General features: G+C 38.3%; 15 protein-coding genes and 4 tRNA genes. 6 read left to right on the top strand and 13 right to left on the bottom strand.

Translation table 11 applies throughout. The features are described from left to right. The first annotated feature begins 10 nt into the window (after window positions 1–10). The 3 genes from H1R81_RS11430 to H1R81_RS11420 are packed head-to-tail and all read left to right on the top strand — an operon-like array spanning window position 11 to window position 3,665. On the top strand, window positions 11–1,993 hold the full coding sequence (locus tag H1R81_RS11430) for a GDP-mannose 4,6-dehydratase (protein ID WP_181840831.1): 1,983 nt from the start codon (window positions 11–13) through the stop codon (window positions 1,991–1,993). After that, window positions 1,990–2,748 carry a bifunctional 2-polyprenyl-6-hydroxyphenol methylase/3-demethylubiquinol 3-O-methyltransferase UbiG gene (locus H1R81_RS11425; RefSeq protein ID WP_181840830.1) on the top strand — a complete coding sequence of 253 codons (759 nt, stop codon included), beginning with the start codon at window positions 1,990–1,992 and terminating at the stop codon, window positions 2,746–2,748. Before H1R81_RS11430 ends, H1R81_RS11425 begins: the two co-directional genes overlap by 4 nt. 11 nt (window positions 2,749–2,759) lie before the next feature. Then, window positions 2,760–3,665 carry a transketolase gene (locus H1R81_RS11420; RefSeq protein WP_181840829.1) on the top strand — a complete coding sequence of 302 codons (906 nt, stop codon included), beginning with the start codon at window positions 2,760–2,762 and terminating at the stop codon, window positions 3,663–3,665. A gap of 53 nt (window positions 3,666–3,718) precedes the next feature. Here H1R81_RS11420 and H1R81_RS11415 read toward each other — a convergent pair whose 3' ends face one another. From H1R81_RS11415 to H1R81_RS11370, 10 genes are all read right to left on the bottom strand, one after another. Next, window positions 3,719–4,384: a hypothetical protein gene (locus H1R81_RS11415; RefSeq protein ID WP_181840828.1), complete on the bottom strand. Its 666-nt coding sequence runs from the start codon at window positions 4,382–4,384 to the stop codon at window positions 3,719–3,721. 1 nt (window position 4,385) lies between these two features. Beyond that, window positions 4,386–5,378 carry an alpha/beta fold hydrolase gene (locus tag H1R81_RS11410; protein WP_181840827.1) on the bottom strand — a complete coding sequence of 331 codons (993 nt, stop codon included), beginning with the start codon at window positions 5,376–5,378 and terminating at the stop codon, window positions 4,386–4,388. 89 nt (window positions 5,379–5,467) lie between these two features. Beyond that, window positions 5,468–6,583 (bottom strand): AraC family transcriptional regulator, encoded by a 1,116-nt coding sequence (locus H1R81_RS11405; protein ID WP_181840826.1) that lies wholly within the window; start codon window positions 6,581–6,583, stop codon window positions 5,468–5,470. A gap of 136 nt (window positions 6,584–6,719) precedes the next feature. Then, window positions 6,720–7,907: an elongation factor Tu gene (gene tuf / locus H1R81_RS11400; protein ID WP_181840825.1), complete on the bottom strand. Its 1,188-nt coding sequence runs from the start codon at window positions 7,905–7,907 to the stop codon at window positions 6,720–6,722. Between the two features lie 228 nt (window positions 7,908–8,135). Next, a tRNA-Thr gene (locus H1R81_RS11395) sits at window positions 8,136–8,207 on the bottom strand. Between the two features lie 170 nt (window positions 8,208–8,377). Next, window positions 8,378–8,450: transfer RNA gene (locus H1R81_RS11390), tRNA-Gly, on the bottom strand. A 132-nt stretch (window positions 8,451–8,582) separates the two neighbouring features. Further along, window positions 8,583–8,665, bottom strand: a tRNA-Tyr gene (locus H1R81_RS11385). 205 nt (window positions 8,666–8,870) lie between these two features. Continuing rightward, window positions 8,871–9,917, bottom strand: coding sequence for an outer membrane beta-barrel protein (locus H1R81_RS11380; RefSeq protein WP_181840824.1), 1,047 nt, complete (start codon window positions 9,915–9,917; stop codon window positions 8,871–8,873). Between the two features lie 64 nt (window positions 9,918–9,981). Further along, the gene (locus tag H1R81_RS11375) at window positions 9,982–10,875 is read right to left on the bottom strand and encodes a hypothetical protein (protein ID WP_181840823.1); all 894 of its coding nucleotides are present in this window, start codon (window positions 10,873–10,875) and stop codon (window positions 9,982–9,984) included. A gap of 62 nt (window positions 10,876–10,937) precedes the next feature. Beyond that, window positions 10,938–11,492, bottom strand: coding sequence for an RNA polymerase sigma factor (locus H1R81_RS11370; RefSeq protein ID WP_181840822.1), 555 nt, complete (start codon window positions 11,490–11,492; stop codon window positions 10,938–10,940). Between the two features lie 714 nt (window positions 11,493–12,206). Here H1R81_RS11370 and H1R81_RS11365 point away from each other — a divergent pair. Together H1R81_RS11365 and H1R81_RS11360 are read left to right on the top strand one after the other, a co-directional pair. Further along, a tRNA-Cys gene (locus H1R81_RS11365) sits at window positions 12,207–12,277 on the top strand. Between the two features lie 155 nt (window positions 12,278–12,432). After that, window positions 12,433–13,548: an SIR2 family protein gene (locus tag H1R81_RS11360; RefSeq protein WP_181840821.1), complete on the top strand. Its 1,116-nt coding sequence runs from the start codon at window positions 12,433–12,435 to the stop codon at window positions 13,546–13,548. A 198-nt stretch (window positions 13,549–13,746) separates the two neighbouring features. Here the strand turns inward: H1R81_RS11360 and H1R81_RS11355 are convergent, their stop codons facing one another. Continuing rightward, on the bottom strand, window positions 13,747–14,712 hold the full coding sequence (locus H1R81_RS11355; protein WP_181840820.1) for a hypothetical protein: 966 nt from the start codon (window positions 14,710–14,712) through the stop codon (window positions 13,747–13,749). Window positions 14,713–14,982: 270 nt separating this feature from the next. On the opposite strand from H1R81_RS11355, the gene H1R81_RS11350 reads away from it, so the two are divergent. Beyond that, window positions 14,983–16,173 (top strand): MFS transporter, encoded by a 1,191-nt coding sequence (locus tag H1R81_RS11350; protein ID WP_181840819.1) that lies wholly within the window; start codon window positions 14,983–14,985, stop codon window positions 16,171–16,173. On the opposite strand, the gene H1R81_RS11345 is transcribed toward H1R81_RS11350, so the two are convergent. Together H1R81_RS11345 and H1R81_RS11340 are read right to left on the bottom strand one after the other, a co-directional pair. Then, on the bottom strand, window positions 16,170–16,607 hold the full coding sequence (locus tag H1R81_RS11345; RefSeq protein ID WP_181840818.1) for an NUDIX domain-containing protein: 438 nt from the start codon (window positions 16,605–16,607) through the stop codon (window positions 16,170–16,172). The two genes, H1R81_RS11350 and H1R81_RS11345, sit on opposite strands and share 4 nt — an antisense overlap. A gap of 153 nt (window positions 16,608–16,760) precedes the next feature. Beyond that, window positions 16,761–18,278, bottom strand: a complete 1,518-nt coding sequence (locus tag H1R81_RS11340; RefSeq protein WP_181840817.1) for a S10 family peptidase — start codon at window positions 18,276–18,278, stop codon at window positions 16,761–16,763. Window positions 18,279–18,458 lie beyond the last annotated feature (180 nt).

Genomic DNA, 18,458 nt, shown 5'->3' with positions numbered 1-18,458 from the left:
ACTGAGAAAAATGACTGATGTTCTGAAAGATAAAATACTTGAATTAAAAGGCCCGATTTTTGTTTTTGGGGCAAGCGGATTTATTGGGGCTAATCTGTTCAAAGATATTTTTACGGTTCGTAAAGATGTTTTTGCTCTAACACATGATGCACAAAGAGCATGGAGGCTTAAACTATTAAATATTCCTTCTGAAAATATAGTCCATTGTGATATCGTCTCGAAATATTCGGTAGAAGAAACTTTTGAGAGTATTCAGCCACAGACAATTTTTAATTTAGCTGCCTATGGTGCTTATTCCAAGCAGAAAGATACCACACTTACCTATGAAACCAATGTTTTAGGCACACATAATATTTTAGAAACACTTGCTAAAGACGCTGTTTATATCCATGCTGGAAGTAGTTCTGAATATGGCTATAATTGTGCTGCCCCTAAAGAATCAGACGAATTACAACCGAATAGCCATTATTCGGTTTCAAAGGTTTCAGCTGCATATATGATTCAATATTATGGGAGATTTTTTAAAAAAAACACACTTAATCTACGTCTATATGCTATTTATGGGGATTGGGAAGAACCAGACCGACTGATTCCGCAATTGATTGAAAAAGTTAGAAAAGGCACTTTGCCCAATTTTGTTGCGCCTGATATCAGCCGTGATTTTGTATATGTAACTGATTGTGTTGAAGCATTTGTGGATGCCGCTTTGCAAATGAAACCTGAAATCAGAGGAAAATCCTATAATATCGCCAGTGGTAGAAAAACAACCATGAAAGAACTGGTTGAAGTGACCAAAACCGAATTTGGAATTTCGGCTACACCTGATTGGGGAAGTATGCCCAACAGAAAATGGGATCTGACTGAATGGTACGGAGATGCAACTGAAGCCAATAAAGACTTAGGCTGGCAGACCAAAATATCTTTAGCTGATGGCCTACGTAAATATTACTTTTGGCAGGATCGGATTAATTATGAAGATGATGTACTGACTGCTTTTAATAATCCTTATCTGAATCCTGTGATTACAGCTATTATTGCCTGCTATAGAGATGCACAGGCTATCCCCTATATGTATGAAAGACTGGTGAAGACTTTCAATGAAATGAAAGTCCGCTATGAAATCATTTTTGTGAATGACTGCTCGCCTGATAATACACAAGAAGTATTAGACAGCATATGTAATAAAGACCAGAATGTCATAGCCATCACTCATTCCAGAAATTTCGGTTCACAATCGGCTTTTATGTCGGGTATGGAGGTTTCAACTGGCGATGCTGTAGTATTAATGGACGGAGATTTACAAGACCCTCCCGAGATTATCCCTGCCTTTTACGAAAAATGGATGCAAGGCAATGAAGTAGTATATGGCGTGCGTGTACAACGAGAGATGAAACCCCGCATACATTTCTTCTATCGTTTATTTTACCGTATTTTTCAGACACTTTCTTATGTCAAAATTCCGAAAGATGCGGGTGATTTTTCAATGATTGACAGAAAGGCTGTTAAGGAATTAATTAATCTACCCGAAACCGAGCAGTTTTTACGTGGTTTAAGGGCATGGGTCGGTTTTAAACAGGTTGGTGTTAATTATGTTCGTCCCGAAAGGATGTTCGGGGTATCTACCAACAATTGGGTAAAGAATATCTGGTGGGCAAAAAAGGCCATTTTTTCTTTTAGTTTTGCTCCATTAGAAGCGATGTCCTATGCTGGATTCATCTTCACCGGATTTGCGTTTTTAGGTGCATTCCTGCAGGTTGTACTTACCTTCTTTTTCCCTGATATTCCACATGGGTTTCCGACTGTTATCACCTTAGTATTATTCTTTGGAGGAATTAATCTGTTAGGTATTTCATTTTTAGGAGAATATATCAGCAAGATTTTTGAAGAGACCAAGAAGCGACCGAAATTTATCAGAACGGCTGTTCGTAAGGGCGTGCGTAGATATAACACTTCAGAAGAAATCAAGACATTTATCAAGACTCAAAGAAAATGACGGAAAAATTCAGACCAGTGGCACATCATCCACCTGATAATATTTTGAATACCCTCAAATTTTATGGACGATTAACGCTTGATTTCCAGACATTGACAATTTATAAATATCTCAACCAATACGTACCTGCTATGAAAGGCAAGGTACTGGATATAGGTTGCGGGAATAGCCCTTTTAAATTCTTAGTGAATGCCGAGCAATGTAAATATACCGGAATTGATATAGCAGGCGCAGATAATTTTGATTACCAGAATGAGGATATAGTAGTTTTTGATGGTGAAAATATTCCCTTTACTGACGAGTATTTTGAGAACATTATTTGTACTGAAGTAATAGAACATATAGCTAAACCGGAAAAAATTATTGCAGAAATGCACCGTGTCTTAAAACCGGGTGGACTTGGTATTGTTACATTACCCTGGTCGGCACGTGTACATTTTGCGCCTTATGATTTTTGCAGATATACCCCTCACAAACTGGCTCAGTTGTTTAAACAATTCAGTAAAGTAAATATCCAGAACAGAGGGACAGATATTAATACAATTGTTTCAAAAATGATAGTGATGTTTTTTGGAAATCTGCTTACCTGGGATTTCAGTTTAAAGGATATAGTATTAATGCCTTTTAAGTTCCTATTGTTACTGCTCTTACTACCAATATTAGCGGTTGCGGTTATATTTTCGCACATTGCCCTCATACTTAAATTAGGCTCAACTGATGATCCATTGGGATATACAATTATTTTTAACAAATAAACTGAATTAAAATGAGACGAGAGTTTTCGGACGCTATTGAAAGCATCGCCATGAAAGATGAGAAAATCATCTTTATTACGGGCGATTTAGGCTATAATGCGCTCGAAAATTTACAGGAGAAGTTAGGTAACCGCTTCATCAATGCAGGTGTAGCTGAGCAAAACATGATAGGTGTAGCCGCAGGATTTGCCTACAAAGGTTTCAAGGTTTTTTGTTATAGTATCGCCCCTTTTATTGTATATCGTTGCCTGGAGCAGTTTCGTAATGACGTTTGCCTGCATAATCTTCCAGTTTTTTTGATAGGTAATGGGGGTGGCTATGGCTATGGCATAATGGGTAGTTCGCATCATGCCATTGAAGATTTAGCTGCATTGAGTGGCCTGCAAAATATTAAATGCTGGATTCCGGCTTTTGTAGATGAAGTATCACCAATTGTTAGTCAGATAGTAGCAGAAGCACGCCCAGCTTATTTACGTTTAGGAGCAGGAAAAAATACGCCGGATAATCCGGTGCAGTTCGGTAGTTTGAAATTAGTTAATCAAACTAATCAATCGAAAGGCACTATACTCTCTTTAGGTCCGGTAACTAATAATGTGCTTTCTGCCTTGTATAAATCGGGTTTAATTGAGCAGTTTGATGTTTGCACTGCTACTTTTTTACCTCTGCAATTAGATACCAATGCCATTGAGTTATTACAAAAATCTTCAAATATATTAGTAGTTGAAGAACACGTAAGTATCGGAGGTTTAGGTCAGCAATTATCTTTGCAACTATTAGAAAATGGTATTTCTCCTCATAAATTTATCAGCCTGAGAGCACAGGGTTACCCCGATGGCACTTATGGTGACCAACTCTTTCACCAAACCCAATCAGGGTTAGATGAGCAAAACATTATTGAGATACTGAATAGTTTTTAAGGCTAATCTCAATTATTCAAGTTGTGTGGAAAATTGAATAACTTACATCTCTCTTATTTTATCTTCAAATTATACCCAAACTGGACATATAAGGGCAATAATGGTTTCGTTTTAAAATCCTGGGAAACGATTCTACCTGCTTTAAGAGTTAAATCATGGCTTCGCCAACTAAGACCAGATTGCACTCCGTAATACAAGTTACCTCCTGTAGCGGGGTTATACCAACCATCTTTAGCTGCAAAATTTTCTTTCATCAAATCAGTATGTTTAAAATGTGTTACTATGGCTTTGTCAAAACCTACCTCGCCCGCCAGAAACCATTTAGGTCTGTAGTAACCAATAATACCAGATAAATCGCTTCCAAAATTGTTCAGTCTTACATAATTGTTTTCATACCTTCTGAAAACCCCCTCTACTTTGGTACTGAACTGAAAATCTCCTATACTAATCCATCTGATGGTTCCCCCTACTTTAGTTTTAAAATCATCAACCAGGTTTTTACCAGATGGTATTGAATACTCTGCACCTACAACTATTGGCAAGGTCGTTTTTAATTGGCAGTGATAAGCCAAACCAAAAGTCACTCCATAATCTAAGCCAGTATTGAGACTAGTAATGTGTCGCTGTTCTCTTTGCAGGCTTGCCCAGTTAATTGTTTGCGCATGGCAAAAACTCATTGTAATAAAACAGAAAATAAAAATTAATTTAGTAGTATTCATATCAGAGTGCGTTTAAGTAGTTTAATGCTTTAGGATAAAAGGTACTCCAACCCGTAGGAAAACTAATCATATCATGCCCTGCACCAATAATTTTTTCTAGTTGGATATTGGGATAAGCTGAAGATACTTTTTGCGCATGAGCTAAGCCATAAGATTTATTCCGTTCGCTATAAATAAAGAGTATTTTATTAGTATATAAATTCAAATTTGTGGTCCAGTCTGGTTTTTCCTTGTTTCCAACCTCAAACAAAGCCTCCTGAATAACTGCACCACTGCGCCAGAAGGGCAATGGGCCATCATTGCCCAAAGAGCTTTCTGCCGATTCATCAGCCGAAGCCATTAATGAAAATTTGTAATCCAGGATAGCCTGTTCGTTCTGCTTACCTGTGATAAACTGGTCTAAATAAGTAGCGTCGTTAAGGGTTTCAGAAGTAAGTCTGAAACTTCGTGAGCGACCAACATAATCCAGAACATCCTGCCAGATGAAACCGCCGGGTTCTGCCAGAATTGCACCGCTTATACTTTTAGGATAAGCGTTAATATAGGCAGTTGCCAGCATAGCACCCCACGAATGCCCCAATAAAAATACTCTTTGAGATGCAGAAGTTTTATAATGCGCAATAACCGCACTTAAATCATCTAACATGATTTGAATGGAGTAAATACTTTTGGGGTGTCTTTTTGATAAACCTGAGCCTCTCTGGTCGTAGAAAACTACGTAATAACCTTGATTGGCAAATGCTTTACAATTGAGGAGGTAACGATAATCACTGCCGGGGCCGCCATGTAAAATGACCAGCATACGATTGGCAGGATTACCAAAAGTCTCGGCATGGAGCTGAGTATTATTGACTGTGATAGAAGGCAATGAAGCATCCTGGTCGACTGTTTTAGGGACTAAGTTGCCATCGTCGTTAATAGATAATTCTTTTTCGCAACTCAAGATAAAAAATGTGAGCAGTGTTGCTGAAATAATACTTAATGTTTGATTCATAATTTTTGCTTTAAATTTTCAGCAAAATTGAATCGTTAAAATGTACCAATCGCCCCAATATGTAAGTTGATACCTGATTTTAGTAGTTTTTAAGCTGCGATTCTGGTAATAGCTTGATTTAAATATTCCTTTGGAGAAATACCTGTAGACTTTTTAAAGGTTCTGTTAAAAGTAGTTTTTGAATTAAAGCCACAATCAAAAGCTAAAGAGAGTAGCGTGTATTTCTGGCTATCAGGTGTTAAAGCAATTTGTTTAAACTCAACAATACGCAGTTCGTTAATATAATCGTAGAAATGTTTTTGTTCAAATGAATTAATGACCTGTGATAAGGTATTCTGATGAATGTCAAGCCTTTCGGCTAAATCTCCTAAAGATAGCTCAGGATTTTTAAAGAGTTTTTCTTGCATCATGATTTCACTCAACTTATTATGAATCTTTACAGCATCTTCTTCTTTTAAAGTCGACTTCTGATACTTTATTTTTTCCTGAACTTCCTCCGTCAAATCGGCAGTTCTATTTTGGGTTGGTAGATAAGCTAAGCTATAATTGCTGAATATAGTACCTTGTTTGATACCTAAATAGCCAATCAATAATATAAATACTGCTACTGATGCAAAAGTGAGTATATCATTACCAAGAATAACTATTATCCATATAGCACCGATTCCATAAATCAGATATGATACCCATTTTATTCTTAAGGATTCATTTAACGAAAAACTATTTTTAATACTTTCCCTGTTTTTGTAAAATAGATAGAGACTTAGCGTTACATAAGAGATTCCTGATAGAATAATGAAACAGAAAATAGTGGTTGTCTGACTTTCGAAGCCGGAGCCATTGTGTTGGTAAACCGAAATTTTCTCCTCTGAGGAAAGTCTTAAAAAAGGAATTAAGGAAATATAAGCTACAAAAGCCGGAAGAAAATGTAAAGGCAATGTATAGGATTGCTTAGCAGTGGATATTAATGAGCGTATATAAAGATATAGAAAAGGGCCATGCAACAATGGCATCGGGATTTCAAGCCCCAATAGGTAAGAGAAATGAATATATTCACCACTATAATGTAGATAGAATAATTGCAGGTGTACGCCGATAAGGCAAAGCCAAATTGCCAGAACTATATCAGCTTTTGATTTATCCTTTTTACTTATCAAAAGGATTGCCAGAAAAAATGTAATAATGATTCCACTAAGATAGAGCATAGATTATACTGTTTTTTAATAGACAACACATACGTATCAAACCCCTATTCAAATATTTTATCTTTTCTCAATAGCTTATAAAAACAAAAAGCACTTCCGTAGGGAAGTGCTTTTCTATATACTATCTTAATATGAATTAAGAAAGGATTTCAGTTACCTGACCAGCACCTACGGTACGTCCACCTTCACGAATCGCGAAACGAAGACCTTTATCCATAGCGATGGCATTGATTAATTTCACTTCGATAGTGATGTTATCACCTGGCATAACCATTTCCACACCTGCTGGAAGAGTGATCTCTCCAGTTACGTCAGTTGTACGGAAATAGAATTGAGGACGGTATTTGTTAAAGAATGGAGTGTGACGACCACCTTCTTCTTTGCTCAATACGTAAACCTCTGCTTTGAAGTGAGCGTGCGGCTTAACTGAACCTGGTTTACAGATAACCATACCACGTTTGATATCGGTTTTCTCAATACCACGTAACAATAAACCTACGTTGTCACCAGCTTCACCACGGTCAAGGATTTTACGGAACATCTCAACACCAGTTACAACTGATTTCAAGTTTTCTGCACCCATACCTAAGATTTCAACTGGCTCACCTGAGTTGATGATACCTGTTTCGATACGACCTGTTGCTACAGTACCACGACCTGTGATTGAGAACACGTCTTCAACCGGCATCAAGAATGGCTTGTCAGTTGCACGTGCAGGAAGTGGAATAAATGTATCAACAGCTTCCATCAATTGCTCGATAGTTGCTACCCATTTAGCTTCGCCGTTCAAACCACCAAGAGCTGAACCTTGAATAACTGGGATATTATCGCCATCATATTTATAGAATGATAACAAGTCACGGATTTCCATTTCAACAAGTTCTAATAACTCTGGGTCATCAACCATGTCTACTTTGTTCATGAACACAACTAATTGAGGTACACCTACCTGACGAGCCAAAAGGATGTGCTCGCGGGTTTGTGGCATAGGACCATCAGTTGCAGCTACCACAAGGATAGCACCGTCCATTTGGGCAGCACCAGTTACCATGTTTTTCACGTAGTCAGCGTGACCTGGACAGTCAACGTGAGCATAGTGACGGTTTGCTGTTTGATATTCTACGTGCGCTGTATTAATAGTGATACCACGCTCTTTTTCTTCTGGGGCATTGTCAATAGATGAGAAATCTCTTTTCTCTGCCAATCCTTTCTCTGAAAGTACCTTTGTGATGGCAGCTGTCAAAGTTGTTTTACCGTGGTCAACGTGACCAATAGTACCAATGTTTACGTGAGGTTTACTACGGTCAAAATTCTCTTTTGCCATGATTATTGAAGTCTAAATATTAGATTTATTACAAAATTAATTATTCACTTTGATGATCCTTCCTGCAGAACTGTTGATTGAACTTGTCAAGTTTCCTGGTTACGAAAGAAAACTCCTAAAATTAAATTTACAAACTCAGAATCAGATACCTATAAACACAACACCTATACTATTTATCTGATTTCTTTTTCTGAGCTTTCCTTATCAAGATTGCCCTTTCAAAGCTTGAGCCTTCAAGCAGGATTGAACTGCCGACCTCTTCCTTACCAAGGAAGTGCTCTACCACTGAGCTACGAAGGCATTTTTCTGAGCGGGAGACGAGTCTCGAATCGGTAACGACCGAACCGCCGCTACCTAAGCTTGAAATGTCTACCGCAATGGAATTGACGCTTTTCTGAGCGGGAGACGGGTCTCGAATCGGTAACGACCGAACCGCCACCACCTAAGCTTGAAACGTCTATCGCTTTCTGAGCGGGAGACGGGTCTCGAACCCGCCACCTATAGCTTGGAAGGCTATCGCTCTACCAAATGAGCTACTCCCGCTGATAATTTCAAATTTTGCGCTGCCAACTATAACTTGGAAGGCTACCGCAATGGAATTGTCGCTCTACTAAATGAGCTACTCCCGCTGATAATTTACTAATTTGCGATTAGCTGATTCGCAACTAGTAATTGTGGGGGCGGATGGATTCGAACCACCGTAAGCGTAAGCTAGCAGATTTACAGTCTGCCCCATTTGGCCACTCTGGTACACCCCCAATTATTTCTTTGTCTCATTCAGAACACTTATCAAAGAACGTTACGTTCCGAATGGGAGTGCAAAATTAAGTTCTTTTTTTTAATTGTCAAATATTCACTCACAAAAAAAATAATTTCTTTTTGATTTTTTTTTGACCCCCTCATTTTACAAGCAAAAAAGTGGCAAAAACCGTGATTTTTGCCACTTTTTTAAGATATTATTTTTTATAATCTTATTCCGATAGTCCAGGCCTGCATGCCAGCTACATTCTTCTGACCTGATTTAAACAAGTCTCCCATATCGTATCTGCCAAAAAATGTAATTCCTCTTCTTTTACCGATTTCAGCTGTAAGACCATACCGGAAATCGTTCAGTCCATAATTGTCTCTATCAATTTCTTTTTTACTGCTATCGCTATATTTCAGTTTGCGGTAAGTCCCGATTCTATAGCCAATATACCCGCCTAAACCGATTTTCAATCTGGCTTCTTCAAAACCGAAATTCAGCATAACCGGTAGGTTCAGACTGGTTTCAACCAGTTTGGTTTTACTCAGGTCTTTATTTGCAACCAGAAACTCAACCTGTTCGTTTGTATGGTCTATATAGTTTTTATCTTCAAACATGAAATTGTTCCAGGCTATTTCAGGCCCATAGGTCAAAGCCAAATCAACTTGTTTGCCATTTACCAAGGTAGCGTTTCGCTGGAAGGATAAGGCAATGAAACGCGAACCCCATGTTTGTAAAGATGGCACGGTAGATGGCCCATTAGCCCAGTTATTCAATCCCAGATAGAACCCAAAGTCTGTACGGGAGAAGAATCTGCTATTCCCGCTCTTTTTCTTTGGTTTTTCGTAGTTCTTGTCATTATCATCGTCCCGATCATCATTTCTGTCCGAACGGCTCCAGTGGTCATTATTCCCATTGCGTAAAGTATCCCTCCTACTTAGTTGGTCTCTGGCATCTCTTGCAACAATCTTGATATTTTTGCCATCGCTCGTAACTAAAAGAATAGTATCTTGCCTGGCCCCATCCTGCCCGATTAAAACCAATGCTTTTTTTCGTTCTGATGAATCCACCCCCATAGTTTTCAATACGTTATCTATATTCAGGTTGCGTGGCAGCTCAAAATCCTTTTTGCTTGAGGTATAAACCGTTACACGTTTCTTAACACCTCTGTCTGTAAACTCTACGATAGTGGTGTCTTGCTTATAAGATGCTTTTACCGAAATTCCTCCCAACAGTAACAAGAGGATAAAACCTAATCTTTTCATTGAATTATTGCCTATTAATTTTTTCTATTGTATTTTCTGTATGGCTACACTATATTAAACTTGATTACTCCCTTTTCTGCATTCTGCCTATTCTACGTTGCACAAAGTCTCTGACATCTTCACGCTCTTCCTTAAACAAATTGTCGTCAACTTTTGCCATTGCGTCTTTCACACCTATGCCCTTTAAATCTACTTTCTCGCCATATTTAAAGTGTTTGTATTCACCATACAGTTTTGCTAAGAATGATTTTTCTTTTTCAGCTTTTTCTGCCATCGTTTCGGTTTCGACCGGAGCTTGAACAGCAGTCTCTTCTATTGGCGTAATCACTACCACAACGGTTTCGCCTGGATTATATTTATTAGTGATAGAAGAATTATTATCAGCATAAGTCGCTACGTCAGTTGTATTTCTACTTGTTAAAATTTCTGCCTGTAATGGATTGGTTTGTACTTCTTCCGGTTTATTCAAAGCAATAGCCTCAATAGATCCTTCATCTATTGGCGATGCAATTTCTTTTACAGCCGGAGCTTTCGCAGGTACATTGAATCTTTTTGCTGCAACTATATCATTAGCTGATTTTACAGATAGCGCTTGTCTAACAGTATTTAATTCTTTTTTGTCTTCTATGTTGGTTTGGGCAATTTGACTTGAATTGTCCTGAGTGATAGGAGAAGCAGGTTTTTGTACTGGTACACCGGTCTTTGGTTTTTCTGTATCTGCTACTACTATATCATTAGTATTGCGTTGTGATAGAACTCCTATTGTCAGGGCAGCTATTATCCCTGCTGCGGCTGCATAGTAGCCCCAGTTGCGGTTCATAGCAAGAACTCCACCACGACGTCTGGCCTGTTTTTCCTGCAAACGTGCCTGAAATTTCTCAAAAGCCTTTTGAGAAGGTTCCTGGCGGTGTTCTGCCAATTTCCTGGCAAAAAGTTCGTCAATTGGATGTTTCTTCATTTTGATTATTGATATTTTCATATCTCCTGCCGAATCGTCGGCTCGCCCATGAGCGGGAAATATTAAATGACACTCTTTTCTAACTTCATTAACTTCGTTTGTAAAATGGCTCTTGCCCTGCTTAACTGAGATTTCGAAGTTCCTTCCGAAATCCCCAATAACTCGCCTATTTCCTGATGATTATACCCTTCTATGGCATACAGGTTAAAAACCATACGATAGCCCTCAGGCAATTGTTCTATCAGTCTCATTAAATCTTCTGCTTCCAGATCTGTACTAAAGGCTGCATCATTTGGTTCTTCAATGGCATATTCCAGATCAACCGCAATCATTTTTTTGCCTCGTACATACATTAACGCCTCGTTAATCATGATTCTTCTGACCCATCCTTCAAAACTTCCCTGGAAAGTAAACTGGTCTATCTTGTCAAAAATCTTCATGAATCCTTCAATCATCACATCTTCTGCCTCCATTTTATCTCCCACATAACGATTACAAACGGCCAGCATCTTCGAAGCAAATTTCTCATATAACCGAGTCTGTGCTTTCGGGTCTTGCCTTTGTACGGCTCTTGCGAGGTCGTACTCGTTAGTGAATAAGGATAAAATTCGTGTCATAAAATCATACGTTCATAAGCAAGATGCAAAAAACTATTGAAAGGGTTGCGTTGGAAATAAAAAAATATTGATGGTTGTAAAATATTTTTTGGTTGAGACTGTTTGACGTTCCAATAGCCAGAATATTTACCCTTGTATCCGGTTCTATACCTTGGTCGTTATTCTGATTTTTTGGAAACCATTACCGTTCTTTTTCAAAAAGGTTCCCACCATATTGGTAACCTTTTCAGGTTTCATTTCAGGAGCTGTAACTCTGATTTTCTGAAGGTTATTGCTGTTTTTGTTAAAAAGGTTCCCACCATATTGGCAACCTTTTCTGATACCGCCTGAGTGGCTGATACTTTTACAGACTCTGACCCTACCTGTAGGTAAGTATAGCTAAGTTGTTGTATCTTTACCACCTGCGCTCCGCTTGCCTCTCTTTATTTTCCTCTATGCCAGTATTTGTTAGAAATTATTATCCGTGACTGGAGTCCCGACTATGCGTTCTCCTAAATTTCCGATTTTGGATTGTGCTTTCAAAGTCTTTGGAGAGGTTTTTGGCAGAATTGAACTGTTGGAGGTGCGTAGAGATAAATTCCCTAACCTATTTCTTATCAATGGTTTAGTGAAAATGGGTTAAAAGCCTTGTTATGGCTTCTGAGAAATTTTATATTTTTTTTTAGATTTTTTTTGGAGTTTGGTACAATGCTTGTACTTTTGCACTCCCGTAATGGTCCTGTGGCCGAGTGGCTAGGCAGAGCTCTGCAAAAGCTTGTACAGCGGTTCGAATCCGCTCGGGACCTCGAAAAAATCAAAAAGCACCTGAAAGGGTGCTTTTTTTGTTTATTCACTCTCCTATTAAATTTTGTTTCCTCTTACCTTAGTACCGATACATAAATTTTCTTACTTTTGACTAATACCACAAAATAGTGAGTTGTTAATCCAAGTAAACTTAATTATGGCTGAAAAATACAACATTACTTATTATATGGGTGCCGGGGCAAGTGCAATGGGGATTCCTGTCGTGGCTGATTTTAAATGGGTTCCTGATAGATTAGACAAGTTTCTATCTTTATACTTAAGAAAAGATGTTCATAAATATTCTTATTTAGGATATATTAAAGATGTTCTGAAAGATTTCTCTTCAGATTTTGAAAAAGTTTCAAGCATGGACACTTTAGCAAAAAGAATTTATCAACATCAAAATTTCGATAAAACTCAAAATTATAGACGGTATAAGCTTTTTTTGCAATTAATATTTTGCTTTCAACATTTTTATACTTTAGTTAATCCTGAGGATGAGTATGATTTAGGCATAAGACCCAATCATGGTGATCCAAGATATGAAAATTTAATTCGAACTATAGGAGAGATTACAGATAGTCCAGACAAGGAACTAAAGGTAGAAATACCAAACAATTTTGATTTTGTTACTTGGAACTATGATGTACTTTTCGAAAGTGCAGTCGTTAAAGATAAAAAACCAAGAGGTATAGAAAATAATAGAATTGTCGATTGCTTTCAAGATAAAGAGCAAAATGATGGTATTTATGGAGGGGCTAAAATACTTAAATTAAATGGAAGTGCCTTTAACAATTCAACAAATGAAGATATATTCTTAAAAGATAATAGTGGTAACAATCATGATGATTATTTTTTTGGAACATTAGATGAATTATTTAAATCTCACACTAAATCTAATCCAATTAAGTTTGCCTGGGAAAATCAAAACGATGAGGAATTAAAAGAGAAGCTTAAAAAACTTGCTGAAAAGACCGATATTGTAGTAATTATAGGATACTCTTTCCCTACTGTTAATAGACTAATTGATCAAGCTTTTTTTAGCAATTTAGGAGACAAAAAAGATTTTAAAACTAATTTAAAAGTATATATTCAAGGACGCGATTATAGCGACTCTGTAAGGATAGAAAGGCTTTTAAAACAATGCTATAAATCTAACAAACCTCATTTTGAAACAGTACCTGTTGAAAGTGGGGATTTTTTCTTTGTCCCATCGGAATATTTTGAAGAAAAAGAGATTAGGAAAAAAATTAATCCATCTCTCTTTTTTTAACAATATTGCTAATATTATCATGTCTTCAAATCTTTATGCAAAGTATGACACGCAGTCCTCATTATATGCTTTTCAATAAAAACCCCCATAAGCTAAACAGGAATGAACTGTGGGTAGTTTCGGAAACTATAAGAGATAAACCAAAAAAAAAGTGTTGCCAAAAACAGGCAACACTTTCTGACATATTTAAACGTATTACTAACCTTTTTTCCTTTTTGTTGGTTTTGTTTTTTCCTTCTCCTCTGTCACGCCATTCATGGTCACTGTGTATTTCAGATCACAGGTACCATCACCATAATCGACAATTTTTGTATCGCCTGAAACTGGCTTGATTTCTACGGTTCCGCTCACAGGGAAACCTCGTGAATCTTTGCATGAGAACTTCACTGTAACAGCCTTGGTTATATTGGCTGTGAACTCGGTTCCATCACTCCCTTTGGCAGAAGTCATACCTGTGGTTTGTGACTCGTCATCATCTCTGGTTGCTGTTCCTTTATTATCAACTATGCGTTTTTTAGTGCTTGTATAAGTAATTATCTTATTGGTATTGGTGTTTGTAATGGTAATATTTGCCAGTTTTTCACTGGCCGTTGCTTTGCCGTTAGCTACAGTAGTTGTTATGGTATGTGTACCATTAATTACCAATGTATCTCTTTTCAGATTTTCATAAGTTACGGTACGGGTAAGCGTACCTGAGAACCCCGAATCAGGTTTAACGGGAATCGAAATGGTCATTTTTCCACCCACGGCATCATCGCCACATACGCCATTGGCTACACTTGTATAGTCATATACGATCGTAATTGTGTTGTTGGCAACGGTTTTACTCACATCAGCGCAATTATCAAATTTGCCTTTCCAGGGTCTGTCCCAACCAATCCCCAAAGCAGGAAAATGTCCGCCATGCCCTCCTTTATCCTTATCTCCTCCACCGCCTTCTCCTGTCTCACGGAAATTTCTTCCACCAAATGGTAAAAATGTTACATCATCTACTAAATCGTACACATCTTCTGATTCATCCTGAATTGTCTGGTTATCGGCTACTACCGCTGCCGATTGCGCGTCTGGTGTTACAGAGTTGCTGTCGGTGTCTTTTGTACAGGCCGTGACTGCCACCCCAAGAGCAATGCACAGTGAAGCAATTTTAAAAAAATTGTTTTTCATCGGTTTTAATTAGATTTTAAATAGTGAACAAATAAAAATTTGTGTACACTTTTTACCATAATCAACGAAACTTTGGTTATAGATTAGCGAACCTGTTACAAGGACGAAGCCGCTTGCAGAAAGGGTTGCACAGGCCAAATTAAAATTTGGAAACACCTGATTATGAAGTCTTTCAGCTAAAAAAAATAAAAAATTGCACTTTACCATTGAATGATATTTGGAAACAAAGTTTGTCTTGCAAATACCCTATACGATGCTTTATTTTTGTAAATGGAACAACAATCTAACAGTATATTCTCTCTCCAGTATTGGCTTCTCTGCATAAGTTCGTTAGTTTTCTTTGCCAGTTTCAATATGCTCATACCTGAGCTACCTGATTATCTGTCTAAATTAGGCGGGGCTGAATCTAAGGGTCTTATCATTAGTCTTTTTACACTTACGGCAGGGTTTTCACGCCCGTTTAGCGGACGCCTGACCGACCGCATTGGTCGAGTGCCAGTTATGGCTTTTGGTTCTTTAGTTTGCTTTGTGTGTGGATTCTTCTATCCGTTGGTTACGACAGTTTTCCCTTTTTTAATGCTACGATTGGTGCATGGTTTTTCAACCGGATTTAAGCCTACCGGAACTGCCGCCTATATTGCAGATATTGTGCCTGCTAACAGACGAGGCGAGGCAATGGGTATGCATGGATTGATGAGTAGTTTCGGAATGGCTTTCGGCCCTGCTTTGGGTAGCTGGATTGCAGATACTTTCTCTATGAATGCGCTATTTTATGTTTCATCGATGTTTGCGCTGATTTCTATTGCGATATTGTATAACATGAAAGAAACGCTGCCGGAAAATCAGCGGGAGAAATTCAGTGCGAACTCTCTGAAGGTTACACAAAATGATATTTTTGATGTCATGGTTTTACCTGCAGCAATTATGATCTTCCTTTGCTCTTTCAGTTTTGGTGCAGTAGCTACGCTTTCGCCCGATTTAAGCAAAAGTATTGGTTTGCATAATAAGGGGCTTTACTTTCTGATTTATACTCTGGCGTCATTATTTATCAGGTTTGCGGCCGGTAAAGTTTCTGACAGAAACGGGCGGATTCCTGTATTACGCTGGGGAAGTTTTGCATTAATTATAGCTATGGGTTTTACTGCATTTGCCAATAATATCTATCTGTTTGTGGTAGCTGCCATTTTCTTCGGAATTGCGCAGGGAATCCTCTCTCCTATATTACAGGCATGGACAATTGATTTATGTGACGAGAATAATCGAGGCAGGGCACTTGCCACTATGTACATTTCGATGGAGGCCGGGATTGGTTTAGGGGCATTCCTGTCGGCAGAGATTTATCATAATAGCATCGGTCGTATGCCTTATGCTTTCCTGATAATGGGGGGACTGGCCGCTTTAGCCTTTGCCTATCTGTTTTCGGGTAAAGTTCGCCGGATGAAAGCTGCAACTGTTTATTAAAACCAGGTCTGGTCGAGTTTACCGATATACTTATCACTCAGATTTCCTGAAAGATATGCTTTCAGGCTATTTGTGATATTAGGATAAAGATTAACCGTTGACAGCTCGTCTATGTTTAACCATCTGACAGCTAAAGCAGAGGTATGTTGAGGATTGAGTTTAGGTTTGCCTGCCAATATATTACCTTCAAAAACAAAATGAATGGTTTGTTTCTGAAGATCCGGGAAGTGGACTTCTCCCACCATAGTCAGTTCTCCTATTCCGACTGTTATTCCTAACTCTTCTTCTAATTCTCTTGTTAAAGCAAGTGTTAGCGATTCGCCGAATTCCAGATTGCCGCCCGGCAAATTATATACATCCTGACCACCATATCGATAGTGCATGGTCAGGATTTTTTCGTTTTCTATAATAACTACAGCCGGCCTGATTTTCATAGCTACGTAAGTGGATTCTTTTATAATAGGTTATTGAGCGGTCGCCGCTGCGGTGAATAATTCTCAATATACTAACTAAGATATTTTACCACGGAGTTTCTCAGAGCGACCGAAGCTCCGTGGTTTAAAGATTAAATACCAAATAATAATTCTTTATTTTAAAGCAGATTCATAAAACCTATCCGCATCCTTTTTCAATTTAATTAACGATTCTTTATGAATATACATCATGTGCCCTGCCTCAAAATAAGTAAAATTTACATTTTTCTTTTGTTCAGGGCGCAACATCATGTGGTTGAAAGTATATTCAGCTGCGAAATAAGGTGTGGCCAAATCATAGTATCCTGCTGCTACCCATACTTTTAAATAAGGGTTTTTCGACATCGCCTGACGTAGGGTTTCACTCACATTGAGGTATTTATTCTGCACATTACTATAATTCCACGGCTGAACTCTACCTGTGAGAATCAGATAGGGTAAATCATTTTCATACTTTAATTCCTGACGTAAGTACTGGTTAATTGTACCTGAATAAGGCCCAGAAATAGTGGCATCAAGGCTTGGGTCAAACTCGTAGCGTTCTCCGGCGTTGTCATAGTCAGTACCTGTAAAACGCCCGTCTAAGCGGCCTGCTGTTTTGCCGTCTTCACGCAACAATTCTTTTACAAAACGACTGATTTCAATCCGGTTATTTGCACGTTTGATGAAATCTTTAGATAATCCCATAAACTTGCTTAGTTTCTCAGTAACCATCGTTTGTTCAGCTTCACTGGCCTGATCTCCTTTCATTAATATGGTTGAATATTCGTTCAGTACAAATTTTTCAACTTCTCGCAAAGTCTTCTGTAAATCTGCCTGATATTCAGGAGCTATCTTTTTATGATACCATGCCATAGCCGTATAAGTAGGCAGGAATAGCTCATAAGGTAAATCGTTCCCTTTATCAAACAAGGCTGTCTGAAAATTCAGGATAGAAGAAATCAGGGAGATACCATTGATATACATATTGTATTTATCTTGCAGATAGCCTGATAAACCCGCTGCTCTGGTGGTACCGTAACTTTCGCCTGCTAAAAATTTTGGAGATGCCCAACGACCATACTTGGTAGCATGCAGGCGGATAAACTCCCCTACTGACTCGATATCTTCTACATATCCTAAAAACTGGCGTTCGTTTTCACCTTGCACAGCCCGGCTGTAGCCTGTGTTTACAGGGTCAATAAATACCAGATCTGTTTTATCTAACCAACTGTACTCATTATTTACATAAGAATATGGCGGTGCTAAGGCTTCCCCTTTATCACTCATTGGAATACGTTTTGGCCCGATACACCCCATATGCAACCAAACCGAAGCCGAACCCGGACCACCATTAAAGGTATAAGTAACCGGGCGTTTTGATAAGTCGCTTACGCCATCTTTGGTGTAAGCAATAAAGAAGATATTGGCCTTGGCCTTACCGCTTTCATCTTTTAATACCATATAGCCAGTGCGGGTGGTATAATTAATGGTTTGCCCGCCAATAGTTACCTGCCCTTTGGTTTCTATAGGTGCCGGAACAGGAGGCAGAACCGCTGGTTTTTCGTCTGGTTTTTTGTCTGTATTCTGGGCAAAAGCTGAGATAGTAATACAAGTAAATAGAAAAAAGATAGCTTGTCGAAGTCTGGTCATGAGCGTTCAGGTAATTGTTATAGGGCAAAAATAGAAAAATTTGTGAGTAAGCAAGCACATATCAGCTATAAAAAAAGTATTCTCGGGATGAAGAATACTTTCGTGGGATTGTGATTAAAAGTTGTGTGATAAATCCTGATTCTAAACCTACTTCTATTTTCTAAATATCTTTTACTACTT

It is taken from the genome of Emticicia sp. BO119 (assembly GCF_013912375.1).
GTDB lineage: Bacteria > Bacteroidota > Bacteroidia > Cytophagales > Spirosomataceae > Emticicia.
This window is presented reverse-complemented; position numbering and strand designations above follow the sequence as displayed.